At 56.9% G+C, this 19,210-nt stretch carries 16 protein-coding genes; 8 read left to right on the forward strand and 8 right to left on the reverse strand.

Going from position 1 to position 19,210, the window contains the following annotated elements:
* Window positions 1–9: 9 nt before the first annotated feature.
* Both MWU55_RS11315 and MWU55_RS11320 read left to right on the forward strand, forming a co-directional pair.
* Window positions 10–1,434 carry a TolC family outer membrane protein gene (locus MWU55_RS11315; RefSeq protein ID WP_246936280.1) on the forward strand — a complete coding sequence of 475 codons (1,425 nt, stop codon included), beginning with the start codon at window positions 10–12 and terminating at the stop codon, window positions 1,432–1,434.
* Window positions 1,435–1,590: 156 nt separating this feature from the next.
* Window positions 1,591–2,607 (forward strand): hypothetical protein, encoded by a 1,017-nt coding sequence (locus tag MWU55_RS11320; RefSeq protein ID WP_246936281.1) that lies wholly within the window; start codon window positions 1,591–1,593, stop codon window positions 2,605–2,607.
* An 82-nt stretch (window positions 2,608–2,689) separates the two neighbouring features.
* Here MWU55_RS11320 and MWU55_RS11325 read toward each other — a convergent pair whose 3' ends face one another.
* Together MWU55_RS11325 and MWU55_RS11330 are read right to left on the reverse strand one after the other, a co-directional pair.
* Window positions 2,690–4,135 carry a cobyric acid synthase gene (locus MWU55_RS11325; protein WP_246936282.1) on the reverse strand — a complete coding sequence of 482 codons (1,446 nt, stop codon included), beginning with the start codon at window positions 4,133–4,135 and terminating at the stop codon, window positions 2,690–2,692.
* Window positions 4,136–4,253: 118 nt separating this feature from the next.
* Entirely contained in the window at window positions 4,254–4,571 is a 318-nt protein-coding gene (locus MWU55_RS11330; RefSeq protein ID WP_246936283.1) for a DUF6280 family protein, read from the reverse strand.
* Window positions 4,572–4,788: 217 nt separating this feature from the next.
* Here MWU55_RS11330 and efp point away from each other — a divergent pair, with 217 nt between their 5' ends.
* From efp to MWU55_RS11345, 3 genes are all read left to right on the forward strand, one after another.
* Window positions 4,789–5,352 (forward strand): elongation factor P, encoded by a 564-nt coding sequence (gene efp, locus MWU55_RS11335; RefSeq protein ID WP_246936284.1) that lies wholly within the window; start codon window positions 4,789–4,791, stop codon window positions 5,350–5,352.
* A 182-nt stretch (window positions 5,353–5,534) separates the two neighbouring features.
* On the forward strand, window positions 5,535–6,545 hold the full coding sequence (locus MWU55_RS11340; protein ID WP_246936285.1) for a serine hydrolase domain-containing protein: 1,011 nt from the start codon (window positions 5,535–5,537) through the stop codon (window positions 6,543–6,545).
* Window positions 6,546–6,595: 50 nt separating this feature from the next.
* Window positions 6,596–7,141 carry an rRNA large subunit pseudouridine synthase E gene (locus tag MWU55_RS11345; RefSeq protein WP_246936286.1) on the forward strand — a complete coding sequence of 182 codons (546 nt, stop codon included), beginning with the start codon at window positions 6,596–6,598 and terminating at the stop codon, window positions 7,139–7,141.
* Here MWU55_RS11345 and MWU55_RS11350 read toward each other — a convergent pair.
* From MWU55_RS11350 to MWU55_RS11360, 3 genes are read right to left on the reverse strand one after another with little or no spacing between them, the layout of a single operon-like run.
* Window positions 7,132–7,872 (reverse strand): folate-binding protein, encoded by a 741-nt coding sequence (locus MWU55_RS11350; RefSeq protein WP_246936287.1) that lies wholly within the window; start codon window positions 7,870–7,872, stop codon window positions 7,132–7,134. The genes MWU55_RS11345 and MWU55_RS11350 overlap by 10 nt on opposite strands.
* Window positions 7,873–7,926: 54 nt before the next feature.
* Window positions 7,927–9,816, reverse strand: a complete 1,890-nt coding sequence (locus MWU55_RS11355) for an ABC transporter ATP-binding protein (protein ID WP_246936288.1) — start codon at window positions 9,814–9,816, stop codon at window positions 7,927–7,929.
* A complete protein-coding gene (locus MWU55_RS11360) occupies window positions 9,813–10,499 on the reverse strand; it encodes a tyrosine-protein phosphatase (RefSeq protein ID WP_246936289.1) in 687 nt (228 codons plus the stop codon). The genes MWU55_RS11355 and MWU55_RS11360 overlap by 4 nt, the downstream gene beginning before the upstream one ends.
* A 157-nt stretch (window positions 10,500–10,656) precedes the next feature.
* Between MWU55_RS11360 and MWU55_RS11365 the strand changes: the two genes are divergently transcribed.
* On the forward strand, window positions 10,657–11,856 hold the full coding sequence (locus MWU55_RS11365) for an aminotransferase class V-fold PLP-dependent enzyme (protein ID WP_246936290.1): 1,200 nt from the start codon (window positions 10,657–10,659) through the stop codon (window positions 11,854–11,856).
* On the opposite strand, the gene MWU55_RS11370 is transcribed toward MWU55_RS11365, so the two are convergent.
* Entirely contained in the window at window positions 11,853–12,965 is a 1,113-nt protein-coding gene (locus MWU55_RS11370; protein ID WP_246936291.1) for a pyridoxal phosphate-dependent aminotransferase, read from the reverse strand. The genes MWU55_RS11365 and MWU55_RS11370 overlap by 4 nt on opposite strands.
* A gap of 96 nt (window positions 12,966–13,061) precedes the next feature.
* Here MWU55_RS11370 and MWU55_RS11375 point away from each other — a divergent pair, with 96 nt between their 5' ends.
* Window positions 13,062–13,238, forward strand: coding sequence for a twin-arginine translocation signal domain-containing protein (locus MWU55_RS11375; RefSeq protein WP_246936292.1), 177 nt, complete (start codon window positions 13,062–13,064; stop codon window positions 13,236–13,238).
* Between the two features lie 43 nt (window positions 13,239–13,281).
* Here the strand turns inward: MWU55_RS11375 and MWU55_RS11380 are convergent, their stop codons facing one another.
* A complete protein-coding gene (locus MWU55_RS11380; protein ID WP_246936293.1) occupies window positions 13,282–16,407 on the reverse strand; it encodes a valine--tRNA ligase in 3,126 nt (1,041 codons plus the stop codon).
* 264 nt (window positions 16,408–16,671) lie between these two features.
* Between MWU55_RS11380 and MWU55_RS11385 the strand changes: the two genes are divergently transcribed.
* Window positions 16,672–17,010: a hypothetical protein gene (locus MWU55_RS11385; protein ID WP_246936294.1), complete on the forward strand. Its 339-nt coding sequence runs from the start codon at window positions 16,672–16,674 to the stop codon at window positions 17,008–17,010.
* A 59-nt stretch (window positions 17,011–17,069) separates the two neighbouring features.
* Here the strand turns inward: MWU55_RS11385 and MWU55_RS11390 are convergent, their stop codons facing one another.
* Window positions 17,070–19,187, reverse strand: coding sequence for a hypothetical protein (locus tag MWU55_RS11390; protein ID WP_246936295.1), 2,118 nt, complete (start codon window positions 19,185–19,187; stop codon window positions 17,070–17,072).
* Window positions 19,188–19,210 lie beyond the last annotated feature (23 nt).

Genomic DNA, 19,210 nt, shown 5'->3' on the forward strand with positions numbered 1-19,210 from the left:
GAGAGCGCTATGAGTGCTGGAGTGAAAGCAAAACTGACCAGATTGACCGCAGCCACGACCTGCGCCTTGGTCATGTCCTCTGCAGCGATGGCAGAAAGCCTGTCTGACGCGATGGCGTCGGCTTACAAAAACAGTGGGCTTCTGGAGCAAAACCGTGCAACCTTGCGCGCTGCGGATGAAGATGTGGCGATTGCCCGTTCAGCGCTGCGCCCGTCGCTGACTTACGCTTTGAACCATGGGTTTTCGGATCCAGATGCAGGCATCCCGAACAATGCGGGATGGCGTACTTCGGCGACGTTAACGGCTAATATCTTGATCTTCGATTTTGGACGCAGTCAGAGTGCGATCGAGCTTCAGAAACAGTTGGTGCTTGCGACGCGCGATAGCCTTGTCGGAGTAGAGCAGCAAGTGCTTCTGCGTGCTGTGAAAGCCTATCTTGATGTGCGTTCTGCTGTTGAAAATGCACAGCTGCAGGGCAATTCGGTCCGGGTACTGACGCAAGAACTGCGCGCGGCGAATGATCGTTTCGAAGTGGGGGAAGTGACCCAGACAGATGTCGCGCTGGCGCGTGCCCGCCTTGCGGCAGCCCGTGCGAACGAAGCGTCCGCCCGCGGAAATCTTGAGATTGCGCGCGAAGAATATAAGGCTGTGACCGGCGGCTATCCCCATACGTTGTCTGCGCCGCCCGCACCACCCATGACCGCCAAAACCGTTGAAGCGGCACAAGCGATTGCGCGCGAACGCCATCCGAACATTCTGGCCGCGCAACACAATGTTGCAGCTTCAGATCTGGGTATTCAGATTTCGAAGAAGGCGATGAAGCCTTCGCTTGTCGGGCAGGCTCAGTCGTCTTGGACACAGGACGGAGCCACTCGTTTTCAAAATGGGCAGTTGAATACCGAAGATCTGTATTCCCATTCAGTTGGGGTGGCCCTTCAAGGTACGATCTACGCTGGTGGCCGCCTGTCGGCTGAATACCGTAAAGCCATTGCCCAATCCGAAGCCGCACGGGCGGGACTGCATCAGACCCGTTTAGCCGTCGACCAAGGGGTGGCAAACGCTTGGGCGCAGTTGGCGATTGCATCTGCATCGCTGCAGGCGACCGACCGACAAATTCGTGCAAGCCGAGTGGCATTGCGCGGTGCGCGTGAAGAAGCGTCGCTTGGTTCCCGTACGACCTTGGATGTGTTGAATGCGGAACAAGAACTTCTGAATGCAGAAGCCTCGCGCATCACGGCGCAGTCGAATCAATACTTTGCGGTCTATTCGTTGCTGTCCGCGATGGGTCTGTTGACGGCAGAGCATCTGAATCTTGGCGTCGTCACTTATGATCCCGAAGCGTATTACAACACCGTGAAATCGGCGCCGATTCATCGCGTTAGCCCACAGGGCAAGCGTTTGGACCTTGTGCTGGAAGCACTGGGCAAGAAGTAAACGATCGTTCGTTTCGCGGTGTGATTGGGGTTTTGCTCCAACATCCACAGCTTGTTTCCATTTCCGGCTGTTGTCTGGGCAGTCTGAACTGGCTAATCTGTCAGTCAGAAACGCCGGATAACCGGCTAGTGTGTGCAGTTAAACAGGAAACACCTTATGTCGGACCCGGTCTCGAACGCAGAAATCGAAGATGTTCTGTCCTCGATCCGTGAACTCATCTCAGCAGGTCAAACAGACAAAGCTGACGGAGCGGATGCCCAAGGAACGGCGGATAATAAGCTGATCCTGACTCCGGCGTTCCGCGTATATGATGGGGATAAGGCTGGGGCCGAGAACAAGCGCGCGTATGACGGGCGGGACATTCCTGTTGAGAAGCTTGGGCACGAAGATCTGGAAACGGACCTTCAAGAAGTCGATCAGGGCAAGCTTATCGGAGAGTTGGCTGAAACCTTCGGTGGCAACGCTGAGTTGCAGTCCGGGCCTGGTACATCCGTCGTTTCGAACGATCCTCCGGTAGATTATGAAGACAATTGGGATGATGACAGTGTGGGCGAAACCGCGCAGGTCGCTTTCCTACATCAACGGCTGACTCGTACTGAGGATGAAGATCTGTCCGAAGACACGGCGGTTGATCTGCAAGAAGAGCAAAGTCTGGACGCTTCTGAAGATATTTTGGAAGCTGAGGTTGCCGACTTGGACGCCGACATTGCCAACACTGATGCCGAGATCGCCGACACTCTAGAGGCACAGCTAATTGAAGCTGTGGAAGCCGAGTTGGTAGAGGTACCCAGTGAAACGGATGACCTAGAAGAAGTGGCCGAACAGGAAAATGATCTGGACGCCGCCGTCGAAGCAGTCATTGCAGACACAGACAATGCCTTTGATGAGGCCGAAGAAGATGAAAGCTCGGTTGAGCTGGAAGCTGAAGGCGCCTTGAACACTGAAACGATCGCCGAAGAGACTGTTACGGTATTGGTTCCTGACTCTGCTCCGAAAGCCGAAATCGTAGACGACGATACTGACTTTATTGACGAAGACCATTTGCAAGAGATCGTATCGCGTATTGTTCGTGATGAACTGCAGGGTCAGATGGGGGTCAAGATCACGCAAGCCGTGCGCCGTATGGTGCGCCGCGAGGTGACACGTGCCCTTTCAATCGAGAAGTTCGACTAAAGCGTTTCGACTTTTTCTGAGACAGGGGAAAGACGAAACGCGGCAAGATATCTTAATAACGCGGGCGCATGACTTCGCCCTATCAGCGGGCCAGAGCCAATAGCGCGTCTAAATCCAAATGCGTTTCCAGATGATCGGCGAGCGCATCCAGACTGGCTTCAATCTGTGTGTCGAAACTTGTGTCAGAGACCTTTGCGCCCAATCCCCTTAGGAAATGCCGACGGAAGCCATCTGCCGCAAACAGGCCGTGCAGATAACACCCCAGAACACGCCCATCGCAATTGCTCGCGCCTTCTGGACGGCCCTGAACGGACAACCAAGCGCGGTCTGTGTCCGATCCTTCGGTGCGCCCAAGATGGATTTCATACCCTTCAACGGCCTCATCGGACGGCAAGTGGATGGCTTGCGTCAGGGCCAACGTTTTGCGCGGTTCCAGATGGGTCACGACGTCAAGGTGCCCCAATCCCGGCACCTGTGCGGCAGGGCCCTCGATCCCGTCGGCGTCGATGATCTCTTTCCCGAGCATCTGATATCCGCCGCAAATTCCCATGACATGACCGCCCCGCCGAATATGCGCGCTTAGATCAATGTCCCATCCCTGGGCCCGGAAATCGGCCAGATCCGCGATGGTGGATTTCGATCCGGGGATAAGGACCAAATCTGCATCGCCGGGCAGGGGGCGGCCGGGTTCTATGATTTCGACCGTGACATCTGGTTCATTCACCAACGGATCAAGGTCATCGAAATTGGCAATCCGGTTCAGGCGCGGAACAGCCACCTTGAATTGGCCCCCTTTGCGGGTTGTGATGTCCATCACGTCTTCAGCAGGCAGGCGCCACGCATCGGTAAACCAGGGCAGGGTGCCCAGATCGGTCCAACCGGTCAGGCGGGCAATCTCGGCCGCTCCATCCGCAAACAATGTGGGGTCACCCCGGAACTTATTGACCAAGAAAGCTTTGATGCGGGTGCGGTCACCTTCAGGAAGGACGGCGTGCGTACCGACCAGTTGCGCAATCACGCCCCCTCGGTCAATGTCACCGGCTAGGACGACGGGAATATCCGCAGCTTCTGCAAAGCCCATATTGGCGATGTCGCCTGCACGCAGGTTGATCTCGGCAGGGCTACCAGCGCCCTCGACCAACACAAGATCATGTTGTGAACGAAGCCTGTGAAAGCTCTCCAGCACACGCGGCATCAAATCGGCCTTCGCCTTGCCATAGTCGCGCGCTTTCATTGTGGCAAAGCGTTTGCCCTGTACGATGACCTGCGCGCCCGTATCGGTCTCGGGCTTCAGAAGCACGGGGTTCATATCCACAACCGGATCCAGTCGGCAGGCCCGCGCCTGAAGCGCTTGGGCGCGTCCGATTTCGCCCCCATCGACGGTCACGGCTGCGTTGTTGGACATGTTCTGCGGTTTAAAAGGGGCCACGCTGAGCCCACGTTTCACGGCTGCACGCGCGATACCTGCCACAAGCAGAGATTTTCCAACGTTCGAGCCCGCGCCCTGTATCATGATCGATTTGGTCATGGCCAAATCATTAGGCGGTTTTCTGGGCTGGCTCCAGCCCTGAACCGACCATCACATGTCACCGGACGAAAAACGCGCCCCAAGGGACGCGCAATTCATGGAATATGGTTAGAAAAGCTTATGCAGCTTCTGCGGTGGCGGCGTTACGACGCTCACTCTCTTCGCGGCTCAGCGCAACCGACGTGCGGACGCCTTTGGACACAAAGTCCATCAAGCCACCAACAACACGTTCGTTCGGGTCGATGCCAGCGCAGCTCAGAACCTCACGGCCGTCGCGCGAACGCGCCCAGCGGGCAATCTGATCCGGGCCATTGCCGTACTTTTTATCGTCAGCGATAGCATCATCCAAGGCAGCCAATACGACAGCAGCAAACAGTTTGCGCGCGCGATTGCCTTGTTCGTTATTGAAAGCAGTACCGTCTACGGAGTCCAGCATGGTCGTCCTTTATTATTCTTGCTCTTGCGGTTTTTGGCGTAGCGGCCAATATGGCAGTTTCCGAGCGATTCGGTATCCCCCTAATTACATGGCTGCCATGCGCCTGTTGCATGGCTGTTACATAACTTGGTCGTTTCACGCTCGTCTTGTCAGATAGAGACCGCCAAGATATAGGTTCAAACCAACAAATTTCAACCTTTTGCGAAGGTTTCAGGATATGCCCAAGATCAACGGTAATGAAATTCGTCCCGGCAACGTGCTGGAACATAATGGTGGCCTTTGGGCTGCGGTCAAAGTCGACCACGTGAAGCCGGGTAAAGGCGGCGCGTTTGCACAGGTCGAGATGAAGAACCTGCGCAACGGCTCCAAGCTGAACGAACGTTTCCGTTCTGCCGACAAAGTAGAGCGTGTGCGTCTTGAGCAGAAAGACCAGCAGTTCCTTTACGAAGATGACGGCATGCTCATCTTCATGGACACCGAAACCTACGAGCAAAACCAGATCCCAGCCGATCTTCTGGGCGAACGCCGCCCGTTTTTGCAGGATGGCATGACCATCGTGGTCGAGTTTTACGATACCGAGGCGCTGAACGCGACTTTGCCGCAGAAAGTCACTTGCACGATCGAAGAGACCGAGCCGGTTGTGAAAGGCCAAACAGCCGCCAACAGCTTTAAGCCAGCGCTGTTGGACAATGGTGTGCGGATTTCGGTGCCGCCGTTTGTTGGTCAAGGCGAAGCGATCGTCGTGAACACCGAAACGATGGAATATTCCGAGCGCGCTTGATCCGCGCCCCAGCGATGACCATTTAAAACGTGCCCATGCGGAATGCTGGGCACGTTTTTTATTGTTTAATCGTGCTGGCCGCAGAGAATTGACCGATGAAACGCATAGTTTGGATTTTGTCAGCTCTCTCAGCGGTCTGCTTTCTAACTTTGAACAAGGCTTCGACCGCGCAAGAGGCATCCATGATTGGTGAAACTACTAAGCTTGATGCTCTCGTCAAATCACTCCAGCAAGAACGCGGCCGTGCAATTGGTGTTGGGTTTCAAAGATTGGGTGAGCCCCCTCAGATCGTTACAGCAGGCCCCCGTTACATACGGGAAGGTCAGGTGTCTGTTGAGTCCCGCTGGCATATTGGGTCGCTGACCAAGTCGATGACATCTGCGATGATATTGCGGTTGCATGATGAGGGCGTGTTGGACATTGACGCACCCGTTGGTGATTTGCTGCCTGCGTTTCAGGCCGAGATGCACACGGACTGGCAGAGCATCCGTTTGTCGGGTTTACTAAGCCATACTGCTGGATTGCCGGCAAATGCGCGCCGGGACGGGTTACCTGAAGACTCATCCAAAGCGCGGTTGGCGTTGATGCGGCAGCTTTGGTCCGAGCCGCTCAAGAACGCAGACCCATCCTTCGAATACTCCAACACGGGATATGTGCTGGCTGGATTGGTGGCCGAGCAGGTGACAGGCAAAAGCTGGGAGGAATTGATCCGCGCAGAAATCGCCAGTCCACTTGGGTTAGCCACCCTAGGGTTCGGAGCGCCTGACGGGGTGGAGGATGCTTGGGGGCACCGCCGCTTGCTTGGGTTTTCATGGCCTGTGAACCCAGCCGGTACGGCTGACAACCCTGCTTGGATGGGGCCGGCGGGCACTGTTCATCCTTCCTTATCGGATCTGATGCACTGGGGCGCCGCGCACTTGAACCAGTGTACAGGTGTTAACCCGAGTTTCCTGTCGAAAGAAAGCTGTGCGCGATTGGTGACGCCAGTGAAAGATAGCTATGCGCTGGGCTGGGTGATCTTGCCGCGTGACGACGGGGATGTGTTGTTTCACAACGGCTCCAACACGATGTGGAGCGCGATGCTGTTTGTATCAGATGCTCGTCAATCCGTACTGGCCATGGTCATGAATGATGGTCGGATTGGGTGGTTGGAAAAACAACTTCCTCGGATTATTGAGGTTCTGCCGAAGTAATCGACTCGGCCAAACCGCGTGCCGGTTGATCATGTCCAAAGGCGATCGCAATGACCACGATCCTGTTCAATAAGCCATACAACGTGTTGTCCCAGTTCACTGATAAAGGGACTGAAGGCAGCGACCGGAAAACCCTGTCAGACTACATTGATCTGCCGGGTGTCTATGCAGCTGGGCGCCTTGATCGTGACAGCGAAGGGCTGCTGGTGCTGACAGATGATGGCAAGCTTCAGGCGAAACTTGCAAATCCGAAGCATAAGCTTGCGAAAACTTACTGGGTTCAGGTCGAAGGCATTCCGGACGAGGCCGCGTTGCAAGCTTTGCGCGATGGCGTTGATCTGAAAGATGGGCGCACGCGACCTGCGAAGGTTCGGCAAATGGACGAACCAGCGGGCCTATGGATGCGTAATCCCCCCATCCGTGTGCGAAAATCCGTGCCGGACAGCTGGATTGAATTGAAGATCACCGAAGGCAAAAACCGCCAGGTGCGTCGGATGACAGCTGCGGTCGGTCATCCGACCCTTCGCCTAATACGCTATGGGGTTGGTGCATATACGCTGGATGGAATTGGGCAGGGGAAGTGGCGCTACGCCTGAGCCGACCACGACACTTCTGCGTCGTCGGCCTTCATGCCTGTACCCGCGCGATCAAATCGAAGATAGGCGATGGCCTGCCCCCCCGATTGTGTAAAGAGCGTACCGACCGGCTTTCCGTCGCGCGTGATGGGCGCGCCAGCGGGGGCTGCGCCGTCGATTGACACCAACGCCAATCCTTTCTTCAACTCGGTCTTGTGCTTCATCCGGGCGGTGACCTCTTGCCCGACATAGCAGCCTTTTTTAAAATCGACACCGTTAAGGCGCTCAAAGCCTGATTCAAGGATGTAAGTGTCAGGCGTCAGTTCGATCCCAGTTTGGGGGATCAGATGCGCGACATGGAGCGCCTTCCAATCCACGCGCGTTTCCCCGTCACGTCCGTCATAGGCACGCCAGCCTAGCTCGGGATGGCGGGGGTCAGCAAAGGCGCCGTCGGGCGTATCCCCAAGCCCCAATGCAGGCGTGATCTCGGTGGCTTCGATCGCCACATCCGCGCGCAACTTGTACATAGACAACCGCTGAGCCAGCGATTTAGCCAGTGAAGTCGCCACGTCGATCAAGATGGCGTCATCCGCTGGGACCATAAAAAAGTCCGCCAGATACTTGCCCTGCGGCGTCAAAAGCGCCGCATAGACCAGCCCGTCTTTAAGCCGTGCAATATCGTTAGTGACCAGCCCCTGCAGGAAGCTTTCGCGGTCGCTGCCGCTGATCTTTAGGACGGTTCGATCGGTCATCATGGTCTCCTGTCGCCGGACCAATATAGGTGCGTGATGCGGCGGTAAAAAGGATCAGTCGCGTTTGCGGCCCCAAAACCCACCGGTGAATAGCCGGCGGAAGGACCAGCGGTCTGGGGTGGGGCGTTCAGCGGGCATGGCAGGCGTGCTTTCATTTTGCCCAATGCTGTGTTGCGCTCCGCCTGAGCCGTCTTGAAACTGAAGGTTATAGAGCTGCGCATAGAGCCCACCACGGGCCAAGAGCTCATCATGGGTCCCCTGATCGACCACACGGCCCTGATCCATCACGACGATTTTGTCGGCATCCCGGACGGTGGACAGGCGGTGTGCGATCACCAAAGTCGTGCGACCTTTTGACAGCGTATCCAGGGCTTCTTGCACCAGCTTCTCTGACTTGGCGTCCAGTGCCGATGTCGCTTCGTCCAGCAACAAAACAGGCGCGTCGCGTAGTACCGCGCGGGCAATTGCAATCCGTTGCCGTTGTCCACCTGACAGGTTTGAACCCCGTGGGCCGGCCGGGCTGTCCAACCCGTCTGGCATGCGCGGTAAGAAATCGGAAACATGGGCCGTATCCAGCGCATGTTTCATGGCTTTCTCATCCACGCCTTTGCGCCCCATCAGGATGTTGTCACGCAGGGTTTCGTCAAACAGAAGGGCTTCCTGACTGACTACCGAAAACAGACCGCGCAACTGATCCAGTGGCAGGCTTGCGACATCTGCCCCACCAACCGAGACCTCACCTGACTTTGCATCGGCCAACCGGGTCAGCAAGTTGAAGATCGTACTCTTGCCAGCGCCGGAAGCACCGACCAGCGCAGTGGTTTTCCCGGCCTCCGCGACCAACGACGTTCCGCGCAGGATCGGCGTGTCGCCATAGGCAAAGTTCACGTCTTTCAAAACAATATCAGCAGCACTTGCCTTGGCGGGAAGGGCTGCCGGTTTGGCGGGGGACAGAATTGTTGGGCGCTGGGCAAACACGTCGCGAATGCGCGTCAGGCTGGCAATCGCGGCTTGCCACCCGCCCGAGACCTTGCCCAAGTTACGCAAGGGATCAAAGACCAGCGCCATGGCCGTGAAAAAACTCATGAACTCGCCCACAGTCTTCACGCCGGAATTGATCTGAAGCCCACCATACACCAGCACGCCGAAGAAGCCGACCGCAGCAATAATGTCGACCATGGCGACAATCGCCCCTTGGTTGGCTTGGCTTTGCAGGTGGGTCTTTGCGAAGGCGCTGATCTCGCGATCTACGCGCGATTGTTCGTGACGTTCCGTGCCGGAAAGTTTGATCGAGTTGATGCCGTGAAAGATCTCGTCCAGTCGGGTCGAGATTTGCGCCGCAGCAGATCGGCTGTCTGTCGTCGTTCTGCGTACGCGTTTTTGCAAAATGCCCATTGGATAGGTCAACAAGGGGGCCGCTGCCACAGCGACCACCACCCAAAGCCAATCGATCGACAGGGCAACACCCAGAAGCGCAAGCAAAGAAACGACATCGCGGGCGACGGCGGCCAGGACGACCTCCCAGATAGTGGCGATGGCTTGGGCATCCCCGCGCACCCGCTCCATCAGCGTGCCGGGTGAGTTGTCGCGGAAATAGTTGCTGTCCAATGTCAGCATATGGGCCACCATATCCGACTGAAGATTGGCCCCGACACGTTGGCCGACATGCACCATCAGGACGCGGTGGCCGAATGCGGCAAAGGCGCGGACAATGAAGATACCTGCTACGACCACGGCCACCCAAATGATCGAGGTCGTACTGCCCGATGAAAACGCCACATCGAACATCGGTTTGATCATGTAACTCAGGCCGCCCAGGGCCAGACCTTCTGCCAGCATCAGAAGCATCGCCAGCATCAGCGGCAACCGATAGGCGCGCATGTAGCCCTTCCAAAGCCAGCGGATCATCTCTTTCTGGTCGGTTTTGGCCGTGTCTGAGGTCATCGCTTCTTCCGTTCGGCTTGAAAGGCCTGTGTGATGGCGTCCGGGTCATAGTGATTTGCGAACCAGTCCCGAATGGAAATTGGATCAGTTTCACAATGCGTTGCGTAAGCTTCGATCAACGCGTCCAAAATACCAGCTTTCGACCAACGTTGATGCGCGTATTTCAAAGACAGTTGCGCGCGCGCCTCGTCCAAACTCGCACCGCATTGATCCAAAAGATAAAGGGCCGAGGCTATGCCTGTCCGATCTGCACCGGATTTACAGTGGATCAGAAAGGGTTTTTCGGCCGTTTGCATGATGTCGAGAAGCTCAAGATATTCCTCCGCCGTGCCCAACACGCGTGCCAGCAGGGGGTGGTCGATAAGCTTCATGCCAAAGTCCTGGCAGGCTTCGACCTCGAACAGGTAATACGAATACTTGTCCGCCCCACGCAGGTTGATCACGGTCTTGATCCCGATTTTTTCAAGCGCCGGAAAATGCACTGGATCAGGTTGGTTTGAACGCCATGCGTCATCGGAAAGCTGATAGCGGTTCGGCAACACGCGGCGAAGGAATGCATGATCCACAAGGTTATTGTGGCGACGTGCTGCACGCCGCCCTTCCGGGGTCGAGATATCCATCCCGAACCCGTGTTTCCACGCACGCTCGCGCCTCTTGATCTCGGCAAACAGTGATTTGAACATTCGGTTCCTGTCCGGTGCTGACCCAAACCCAGTGAAAGGCTCTTACCGGGATGTAACTTGTCAGAGCGCTACAAACAAGAAGGGGGCGTCCTGACCCCGTTGACGCAATCGGTCTGTCGCTTTACCGCTTATGGCTTGAGAACAATGAAGGCTTCCCATGACGCTATCACATGGCCGCACCCATCTTGCTATTCCTGGTCCGTCCGTCATGCCGGATCGGGTATTGCAAGCGATGCATCGCGCCGCGCCCAATATCTATGCGGGCGAGGTTGTGGACATGATGCCCGGCTTGATTGGCGGGCTGAAATCAGTCGCCAGAACACGGCACCATGCTGTGATCTATGTCGCCAATGGCCATGGTGCGTGGGAGGCAGCTTTGTCGAACACGCTGGCGGCGGGCGAAAAGGTTCTTTCGCTTTGTACCGGACGATTTGGCCATGGCTGGCACGAAATGGCTTCGGCGTTGGGCGTCAACACTGTGATCGAAGAGTTTGGTTTGAAAACGCCTGTTGATCCCAGCCGGGTGGAAGAGCTTTTGCGCGCGGATATTACGCACGAATTGAAAGCCGTTTTGCTGACGCATGTGGATACTTCGACTTCGATCCTGAATGATGTTGAGGTCGTACGCGCAGCGATCGACGCGGCGGGCCACCCAGCGCTGTTGATGGTCGATTGCATTGCCTCGCTTGGCTGTGACCGGTTCGAGATGGATGCATGGGGTGTGGACGTGGCCGTCGCGGCCTCGCAAAAGGGGCTGATGGTCCCGCCCGGAATGGGGTTTGTGTTCTTCAGTGACAAGGCCGCCGCCGTTCGCGACAAGCTTCCACGCGTGTCGCGGTATTGGGACTGGGCACCGCGTGCCAAACCCGAGATCTTCTATCAGTACTTCGGAGGCACCGCGCCGACGCACCATTTATTTGGATTGCGCGAAGCTTTGAAGATGATCGAAGAAGAGGGCGGGGTCGAGAAAGTTTGGTCCCGCCATGCTCATCTGGCCCGCGCCATTTGGGCCGCCTTCGATGCATGGGGGGCAGAGGGACCGCTGCAAATGAATGTAGTTGATCCGATGCACCGCTCCAACGCGGTGACCTCTCTGCAGATCGGAGCGCCAAACGGAACGGCCCTTCGCAACTGGACCGAGCAGAACACGGGTGTAACCCTTGGAATTGGCCTGGGGATGTCGACCCCAGATGACCCAAAAGGCGACGGGTTCTTTCGTTTGGGCCATATGGGACATCTGAACGCCGCAATGGTGATGGGCGCTTTGTCGGCCATTCAGTCCGGATTGACGGCGCTGGATATTCCCCAAGGGGCCGGAGCGTTGTCCGCCGCTGCTGATGTAATCGCGCAGGCTTAAGCGCGGGCAGCTTTCAATGCCAATGGAAGCGCTTTTGCGAAGACGTCCAGTTCTTCAGCGGTCCCCGCAGAAATTCGGATGCAGCGGTTTTGTGGGTCGGCAAAAGGCATTCTGACAAACACATCCTGTGCGATGAGCTGATCCAGAACAGCCTTGGCAAACTCAGCATCTTTTCCACAATCCACCGCAACAAAGTTCGTGGCCGAGGGCAGGGTGCTCAGGCCGTTCTCACGCGCGATTTCATCGATCCGCGCGCGGGCATCAGACACGTTTTGGACGGTTTCGCGCAGATAGGTTTGATCCTCAAGTGCCGCTAATGCGCCAGCTTGGCTAATGCGGCACATGCCGAAATGGTTGCGGATTTTGTGGAAGGCGGTGATCAGGTCGGACGTGCCAATCGCATAGCCTACGCGTGCGCCTGCCATGCCGTAAGCTTTTGAAAACGTGCGCATTCGGATCACGCGGGGGTCGTCCGTGTTCAATGCAGGCGCGGTGCCTTCAGGGGCAAACTCGACATAGGCTTCATCCAAGACCAGCAGACACCCTTCAGGCACGCTGTCGATCATCCGCTGGATCGTTGCAGCATCATGCCATGTGCCCATCGGGTTGTCTGGATTGGCAATGTAGACAAGCTTCGCACCCACCTCGGCAGCCTTGGCAGTCAAAGCCTCTGGGTCTTCATGGTCACCCTTGTAGGGTACCGTTTCCAGCGCTCCGCCAAATCCAGCCACATGATAGTTGAAGGTCGGATAGGCGCCTTGCGAGGTGACAACCTTGTCGCCCGGTCCAATCAACAGCCGCACCAAATATCCCAACAGCCCGTCGATGCCTTCGCCAACCATGATGTTCTCGGCTGAAATACGGTGATGCGCAGCGAGCGCCTGCCGCAAATCATGGTTCTCTGGGTCGCCATACATCCAGACGTCGCGTGCGGCATCTGCCATCGCGGCGATGGCGTTGGGCGAAAGGCCAAAGGTGTTCTCATTCGCGCCCAAACGCGCAGCAAATTCGCGTCTACGGGCGCGTTCCTGCGTTTCGGGGCCGACGAAGGGCACGGTTGCGGGAAGGCTGTCGGCAAGCGGGGTCAGGCGGGCATGGGTCTTGGTCATATGTTGGTTAGAGCAGGGCGCGCGGAGGTCGGCAAGGTTGAAATCAGGCGGATCGTGATTAGTTAAGAATGGTTCTTAACAAGTGGAGGGCACACTATGCCCCAGATGAACCGACGCAGTTTTCTTGTCACTGCCGCTGCCGCCGGGGCCGCCACGCGGTTGCCGCAGGTGGCTGTGCAGGCCGCCAAAACCCCACCGATGCGCCGGGTGCTGACGCTGGTCTATGACAAATCCATGGGGATGATGCGCGCCGTTGAGCGGCTGGTGCCATAACACCCCGCACAAAAGAAAAGGCCGGGTCGCCCCGGCCTGTCCTTTAGATTTCTTTCAGTCGATCGAGCGCGGCGTTCAGCGTCGCCTCTTCCTCTTCGCGGGCGGCAAGGTTCGCCTGAGTCTCGGCCAACACCTCGGGTGGCGCGTTTTCCGCGAATTTTGGGTTCTTCAACCGCCCGCGCAGACCGCCCAATTCTTTGGCCAGCTTACCCAACGACTTCTCAAGCCGCGCAATCTCTTCGTCCACGTCGATGATCTCGGCCAAGGGCAGGGCGAAGATGCCACCTGCGACAGCGACCGTGATGCAGCCCTTGGGCAACTCCGCCATTTCCGTGATCGAGTCCACGCGAGCCATGCGCATCACCAGCGCTTGGTTGTTGTCCAGCGCGGTACGACCAGCTGCATCCAGTTCTTGCTGGATAACCGGGATTTTAAGACCGGCGGGAACATGCATCTGCGAACGGGCCGAGCGGATGTTTTCGATCAGCGAAATCACCCAGTTCATTTCGCGCGCAGCGGCTTCGTCCAACAGCTCATCGCCGTAAGTCGGCCAATCAGCGTGGATCAGCATCTTTGGACGCTCGGCGATCTGACCCCACAGCTCTTCCGTCACAAATGGCATGATCGGGTGCAGCATGATCAGACACTGATCGATGACCCATGCCATAGTCGCGCGAGTTTCGGCCAAAACAGCCTCGTCTTCCGAGTTCAATAGCGGCTTCGAGAATTCGACATACCAGTCGCAAACTTTGCCCCAGACATAGGCATACAAACCATGGGCTGCGTCGTTGAAACGGTAGGCGATCAGGGCTGCGTCCACATCCTCGCGGATTTTCGCGGTTTCCGAGATGATCCAGCGGTTCACCGTCTGCGTCGGGCTTTTCGGGTCGAAATCCGCGACCGGTTTACAGTCGTTCATTTCGGCAAATCTTGCCGCATTCCAAAGTTTGGTGCCGAAATTCCGGTATCCGGCGACACGATCCTTGGACATTTTCAACACGCCCCCGATCGAGGCCATGGCGGTGTTGGTAAACCGCAAAGCATCCGCGCCGTATTCGTCAATGATCTCGAGCGGGTCGATCACATTGCCCGTGGTCTTGGACATTTTCTTGCCCTTCTCGTCACGGACAAGCCCGTGCAGATAGACCGTGTGAAACGGGTTCTTGTGACAGACAGCCTGAGACATCATCATCATGCGCGCGACCCAGAAGAACAGGATATCCTGACCAGTGATCAGCACGTCACCGGGGAAGAAGCGGTTAAGCTCGTCCGTGTTCTGCGGCCAGCCCAGCGTGCCGAAGGGCCAGAGGCCGGACGAGAACCATGTGTCCAGCACGTCGGGGTCGCGGTAGAAACAAATGTATGCTTGTCCTTCCCAGTGACCTTCGTCTCCGACGTCGGAGAAACATCTGAATGCGTCTTGATCAACTTCGGAGAAGCCACCGCCGCCAAAGCTATCGCTTTCGAACTGTGAATAGTATTCTTCGTTAGCCTTTTGCCATGCAGTTTCCCAATCGGGAGCACAGAAGGCGACAGGTTGCGAATAATCCAAGTATTTGGTCTTAACTTCGCGTGGATTAATGAGCTGGTCGTCAACCTTATCGTACTGTGTTTCAGTGCTATCGATGACTTTCGGCCCATACCACACCGGCACCTGATGGCCCCACCAGAGCTGGCGGGAAATACACCACGGCTCGATGTTTTCCAGCCAGTGATAGAAGGTCTTCTCGCCGCTTTCGGGCAGGATTTTCACGTCGCCATTTCGCACGGCGTCCAGCGCGGGGCCAGCGATTTTCTCGGCGTCCACGAACCATTGGTCGGTCAGCATCGGCTCGATGACGACTTTCGAACGGTCGCCGAAGGGCTGCATGATCGGTTTGTTTTCGACGTAAGGCACGGTCTCGGTGATCCGGGTCTCGTTCCCTTCGTCATCCTTCTCGGTCCGCGTGACGTCATGCATCACGGCCAGACCCTCAGCGGTGATCTGATCGACCACCAGCTTGCGGGCCTCGAACCGGTCCAGACCGCGATACTCATCCGGCACAAGGTTCATCGCAGCGATTTTTGCCTCGTCGAAATCCTCTTCGCCATTCGCAATGCGCTGGGCAATTTCGGCCTCTTCCGCGTAAGCGCGACCATCGGCCCGCATCGCGCCGCGTGTATCCATCAGCGAATACATCGGGATGCCGCCGCGCTTGGCGACCTGATAGTCGTTGAAGTCATGCGCGCCGGTAATTTTCACCGCGCCCGAGCCGAAATTCATATCCGGATATTCGTCGGTGATGATGGGGATCAGGCGGCGATGCTCTTTCGGGCCCACGGGGATTTCGCAAAGCTTGCCCACGATTGGCGCATAGCGTTCGTCATCGGGGTGCACGGCAACCGCGCCATCGCCCAGCATGGTTTCCGGGCGGGTCGTCGCGATCGAGATATAGTCGCGCTCTTCTTCAAGCGTGATATTCCCATCCTCGTCCTTCTCGACGTAAGTGTAGGTCGCGCCACCGGCCAGCGGGTATTTGAAGTGCCACATATGGCCGGGGGTCTCGATGTTCTCGACCTCCAGATCGGAAATCGCGGTTTCGAAATGCGGGTCCCAGTTGACCAGACGCTTGCCGCGATAGATCAGCCCCTTGTCGTACATGTCGACGAAGACCTTCAGAACGGCGTCGTGGAAGTTGGCCGAGTTTTCGTGCCCGACGCGCGGATCGCCCGGCGCACCGGCCATGGTGAAGGCGTTGCGCGACCAGTCGCAGGTGGAGCCCAGACGTTTCAGCTGTTCAATGATGGTCGAGCCGTATTCGCCTTTCCACTCCCAGACCTTCTCAAGAAACTTCTCGCGGCCCAGATCACGGCGACCGGGCTGCTGCGTCTCGGCCAGCATCTTTTCGACCTGAAGCTGGGTGGCGATGCCCGCGTGGTCCTGACCGGGCTGCCACAGCGTGTCGAAGCCGCGCATGCGGTGCCAACGGATCAGAATGTCCTGCAGCGTGTTATTGAACGCATGGCCAAGGTGCAGCGCACCCGTCACATTGGGCGGCGGGATCATGATGGTGAAGCTGTCAGCCCCCGGCTTGGCATTCGCGCCGGCCTTGAAGGCGCCAGCCTCTTCCCAGGTCTTATATATGCGTGCTTCGGCAGAGGCTGCGTCGAAGGTCTTGTCCATGGCCATGGTGGTCGTCCCAAATCCTATAAATCAAAGACCGTTTACCCAAGTGGGCGCCAAAGGGAAACCCCGGCATCGTTCGCAAGCCTCAGGATGCGCAAAAACGTCTTTAAGTGATGCGTGGTGCATCAAAGAAGAAGGATGGACTTTGGAAAGGGTTGGAAGGAGTTTCGACAAATTGATGCCATATTCAACCCTTAGCAGTGCGGCCCACGCGACGGATCAATCTATGCTGTCCGAAAAGAAAACCGGATCAACAAGCGAAAACTCATGAAAAAAGCACTTCTTCTTCTGGCCTTCACCCCCTCAATGGCACTGGCACAGGAACGTACCTATAACTGCGAGGTTCCGAAAGGAGCGCTGCCCGAAATGGCGGTGACTTTGGTCACGCTCCACGACGGCAAGGCTGGCCATATTATCATGGACGGCGAGCAAAAAGAGGCCAGCGTTTATCCCGGCCTCGACTCGATCACGTTCCTAATGTTCAGCGATGACTACAGCTACACGCTGCACTACAATATGAATCTTGAAAATGGCGATTTTGACTTCTCGGCCTCTGGGGCCAAGTCAGGTTGGGGGCGTGGAACCTGTACTGAGGTGATGAGCTAACTCCAAATCGTAAGAACGCCCGGAGAGTTTCCGGGCGTTTCTTGTTTGGCAAGCTGTGTTTAGAAGCTCATCGTGTAGCCAATTGTCGCCATCACGCTTGGCTTTTCAGCATAGGCGGTTTGGCGCAGTCCGAGGCCTACGTCATAAGCACGGCCATTCCCCAATTGGTGAACATAACGTGCCTCGGCAAAGAGGCGCTGTTCATGCTCCAGTTCTGGACCGGCGATGGAAAAGTCGGTCATTCCGGGAATGTCGCTTGTTCCGGTGACATCACCCGCTTTGCGCGACAGATCCCATTCGACACCCGCAGACATGGTCAAAAACCCGTTATCTCCGATTGTTGTGCCAATATTGGCCCCGATGGTCGCTGTGGTTTCAGAAATCTCGTAGTCGTCATAGCTTACAGGGAAGGCTGCGTTCGAGGTCTCAACATATCCATCGCGCTTTGACACGGTCCGTGCCAGACGCGCATAGGGGGTGATCATCATATTGCCCTGTGTGAAGCCATAGCCAAGCTCGACTGAAGCCGAGCGAGCACGCATAGAGCTGTCACCAGTCCCGCGTTCTGTATTGGCCAGCGCCGTGGCGCGGGTGATTGTCACATCAGCTGCCACCTGCGAGGCCGCAACTTTCCAGCTTAGCCCCTCGGCACCGATCTGACCGCCACGCAGGTAAAGCCCTAGCGCAGTGAAATTGCCGTCGATGCCAAAGTCAGCCAGTTCATCGCGATCTGTGCCAAGACCAAGATATCCGCCGAAGGTCAGACTCTGGGCAATGCGGGTCGAGCCTGACAGGCCGCCGATAATCAGCTCTTTGCCGTCTGGTGAATGGCTTGCACCTGCGGCAATGCGCAACGAAATCGGAGACCGGCCTTTGCCGCTGGAAGACAGGAAGCCGTCGGATGCACCGCCCGCTGCCCCTGTTACCTCTTGTCCCAGTACGAACTGCGATTGTTCGGCAAGCATTGAGACACCTGCCGCCTGCTGTGCGGCACCCGTGGTCACCTGCTTAAGGGTGTTCACATGGTCAAGCATGGTGCCCGTTGTTGGTGTTGTGGGGTTTTTACGGTTCTCACGCCAGATGAAGGCGCGCATGTTGCTGCTTGTATCTGTTGTGGACATGCCAACGACGATACTTCCGTCATCACTGATGCCAGTGGCACGTGCGTTGCCATCATTGTTTGTTGTCAGGTCGCCAATATACAAACCGTCGCCGTTTGCGTCCCAGCGGATGGCCTTGAACTGTTTCGGTGATTGTCCAATGGTGAAGCCAGCAACATAGCTGCCATCCTCACTAACAGCGGTTGCGCGGGTTTCCCGACGATCAGCTTCATCAGGCGCGACCAGATGCTGCATGCCTGTGGCGCGTGTCCAGCGGAAGGCCCGGTTGTCGACGGGAAGTGGGGTGGCTGAACGACCGACCACAGTGGTTCCGTCTTTGCTGACGGCCAATGCTTCGCTGAACCCGTTTACTCCACCGATTGTCCCCAAATCTTCCATCCCGCCAGACTGGGTCCAGCGGAAGGCGTGAAATGCTGAACTGGCAGCCGCGCCGCCTACAACAACGCTACCGTCTCCGTTCACTCCGTTTGCACGCGCAAAACCGGCAAGGTCGGTCCGCAAAGTCCCGATATCTGTCACGCTGCCACTGATCCGATCCCAAACAAAGGCTCGTTGCGGCAAGGCGCCCGAGCTCATTTGCCCGACAATAATCCGTCCATTTCCGCTGACGGCATTGGCTTCGCTATTCCCGCCCAACATCGGCGGTGCGGCGACCATTCCGGTGGCTTGTGTCCAGACGAAAGCGCGTGTTCCACCGCCGCCGGAAAGATCCATATCCCCGATGACAACCGAACCGTCTTCGCTTGCATCATAAGCAACGCTACGCGGCATCGAGCCCGATGGGTCCAATGCGGTCAGTGTGCCATTGACGAATATGAACGCCGTTTCTGTCACCGTTCCGGAAGAGGCTGTGCCGACAACAACCTGACCGTTGCCGGATATCCCGTGTGCTTCGGCGATCGGGGATCCGACAGTGCTGGGGAAGGGATCAACTTGTTCGAAGGTAGGTTGCGCAATTGCTGATCCAGCAATGGGAGCAGCGAGTACAGCACCGATGGCATATCGGGACAGCGAACTGAGCCTAAGGTCAGTTGATAAAGAAGAACGACGCGCCATTTGAGCCTCCACCCCACCCAAAG

The organism is Aliiroseovarius sp. F20344 (assembly GCF_023016155.1).
Taxonomy (GTDB): domain Bacteria; phylum Pseudomonadota; class Alphaproteobacteria; order Rhodobacterales; family Rhodobacteraceae; genus Aliiroseovarius.

Bases quoted from the DNA above. Each gene is read 5' to 3' on its own strand.
- MWU55_RS11355 (WP_246936288.1), bottom strand. From the start codon at position 9,816: ATGACCTCAGACACGGCCAAAACCGACCAGAAAGAGATGATCCGCTGG.
- MWU55_RS11380 (WP_246936293.1), bottom strand. From the start codon at position 16,407: ATGGCCATGGACAAGACCTTCGACGCAGCCTCTGCCGAAGCACGCATA.
- MWU55_RS11320 (WP_246936281.1), top strand. From the start codon at position 1,591: ATGTCGGACCCGGTCTCGAACGCAGAAATCGAAGATGTTCTGTCCTCG.
- MWU55_RS11350 (WP_246936287.1), bottom strand. From the start codon at position 7,872: ATGACCGATCGAACCGTCCTAAAGATCAGCGGCAGCGACCGCGAAAGC.
- MWU55_RS11365 (WP_246936290.1), top strand. From the start codon at position 10,657: ATGACGCTATCACATGGCCGCACCCATCTTGCTATTCCTGGTCCGTCC.
- MWU55_RS11390 (WP_246936295.1), bottom strand. From the start codon at position 19,187: ATGGCGCGTCGTTCTTCTTTATCAACTGACCTTAGGCTCAGTTCGCTG.
- efp (WP_246936284.1), top strand. From the start codon at position 4,789: ATGCCCAAGATCAACGGTAATGAAATTCGTCCCGGCAACGTGCTGGAA.
- MWU55_RS11345 (WP_246936286.1), top strand. From the start codon at position 6,596: ATGACCACGATCCTGTTCAATAAGCCATACAACGTGTTGTCCCAGTTC.
- MWU55_RS11330 (WP_246936283.1), bottom strand. From the start codon at position 4,571: ATGCTGGACTCCGTAGACGGTACTGCTTTCAATAACGAACAAGGCAAT.
- MWU55_RS11325 (WP_246936282.1), bottom strand. From the start codon at position 4,135: ATGACCAAATCGATCATGATACAGGGCGCGGGCTCGAACGTTGGAAAA.
- MWU55_RS11370 (WP_246936291.1), bottom strand. From the start codon at position 12,965: ATGACCAAGACCCATGCCCGCCTGACCCCGCTTGCCGACAGCCTTCCC.
- MWU55_RS11385 (WP_246936294.1), top strand. From the start codon at position 16,672: ATGAAAAAAGCACTTCTTCTTCTGGCCTTCACCCCCTCAATGGCACTG.
- MWU55_RS11315 (WP_246936280.1), top strand. From the start codon at position 10: ATGAGTGCTGGAGTGAAAGCAAAACTGACCAGATTGACCGCAGCCACG.
- MWU55_RS11360 (WP_246936289.1), bottom strand. From the start codon at position 10,499: ATGTTCAAATCACTGTTTGCCGAGATCAAGAGGCGCGAGCGTGCGTGG.
- MWU55_RS11340 (WP_246936285.1), top strand. From the start codon at position 5,535: ATGATTGGTGAAACTACTAAGCTTGATGCTCTCGTCAAATCACTCCAG.
- MWU55_RS11375 (WP_246936292.1), top strand. From the start codon at position 13,062: ATGCCCCAGATGAACCGACGCAGTTTTCTTGTCACTGCCGCTGCCGCC.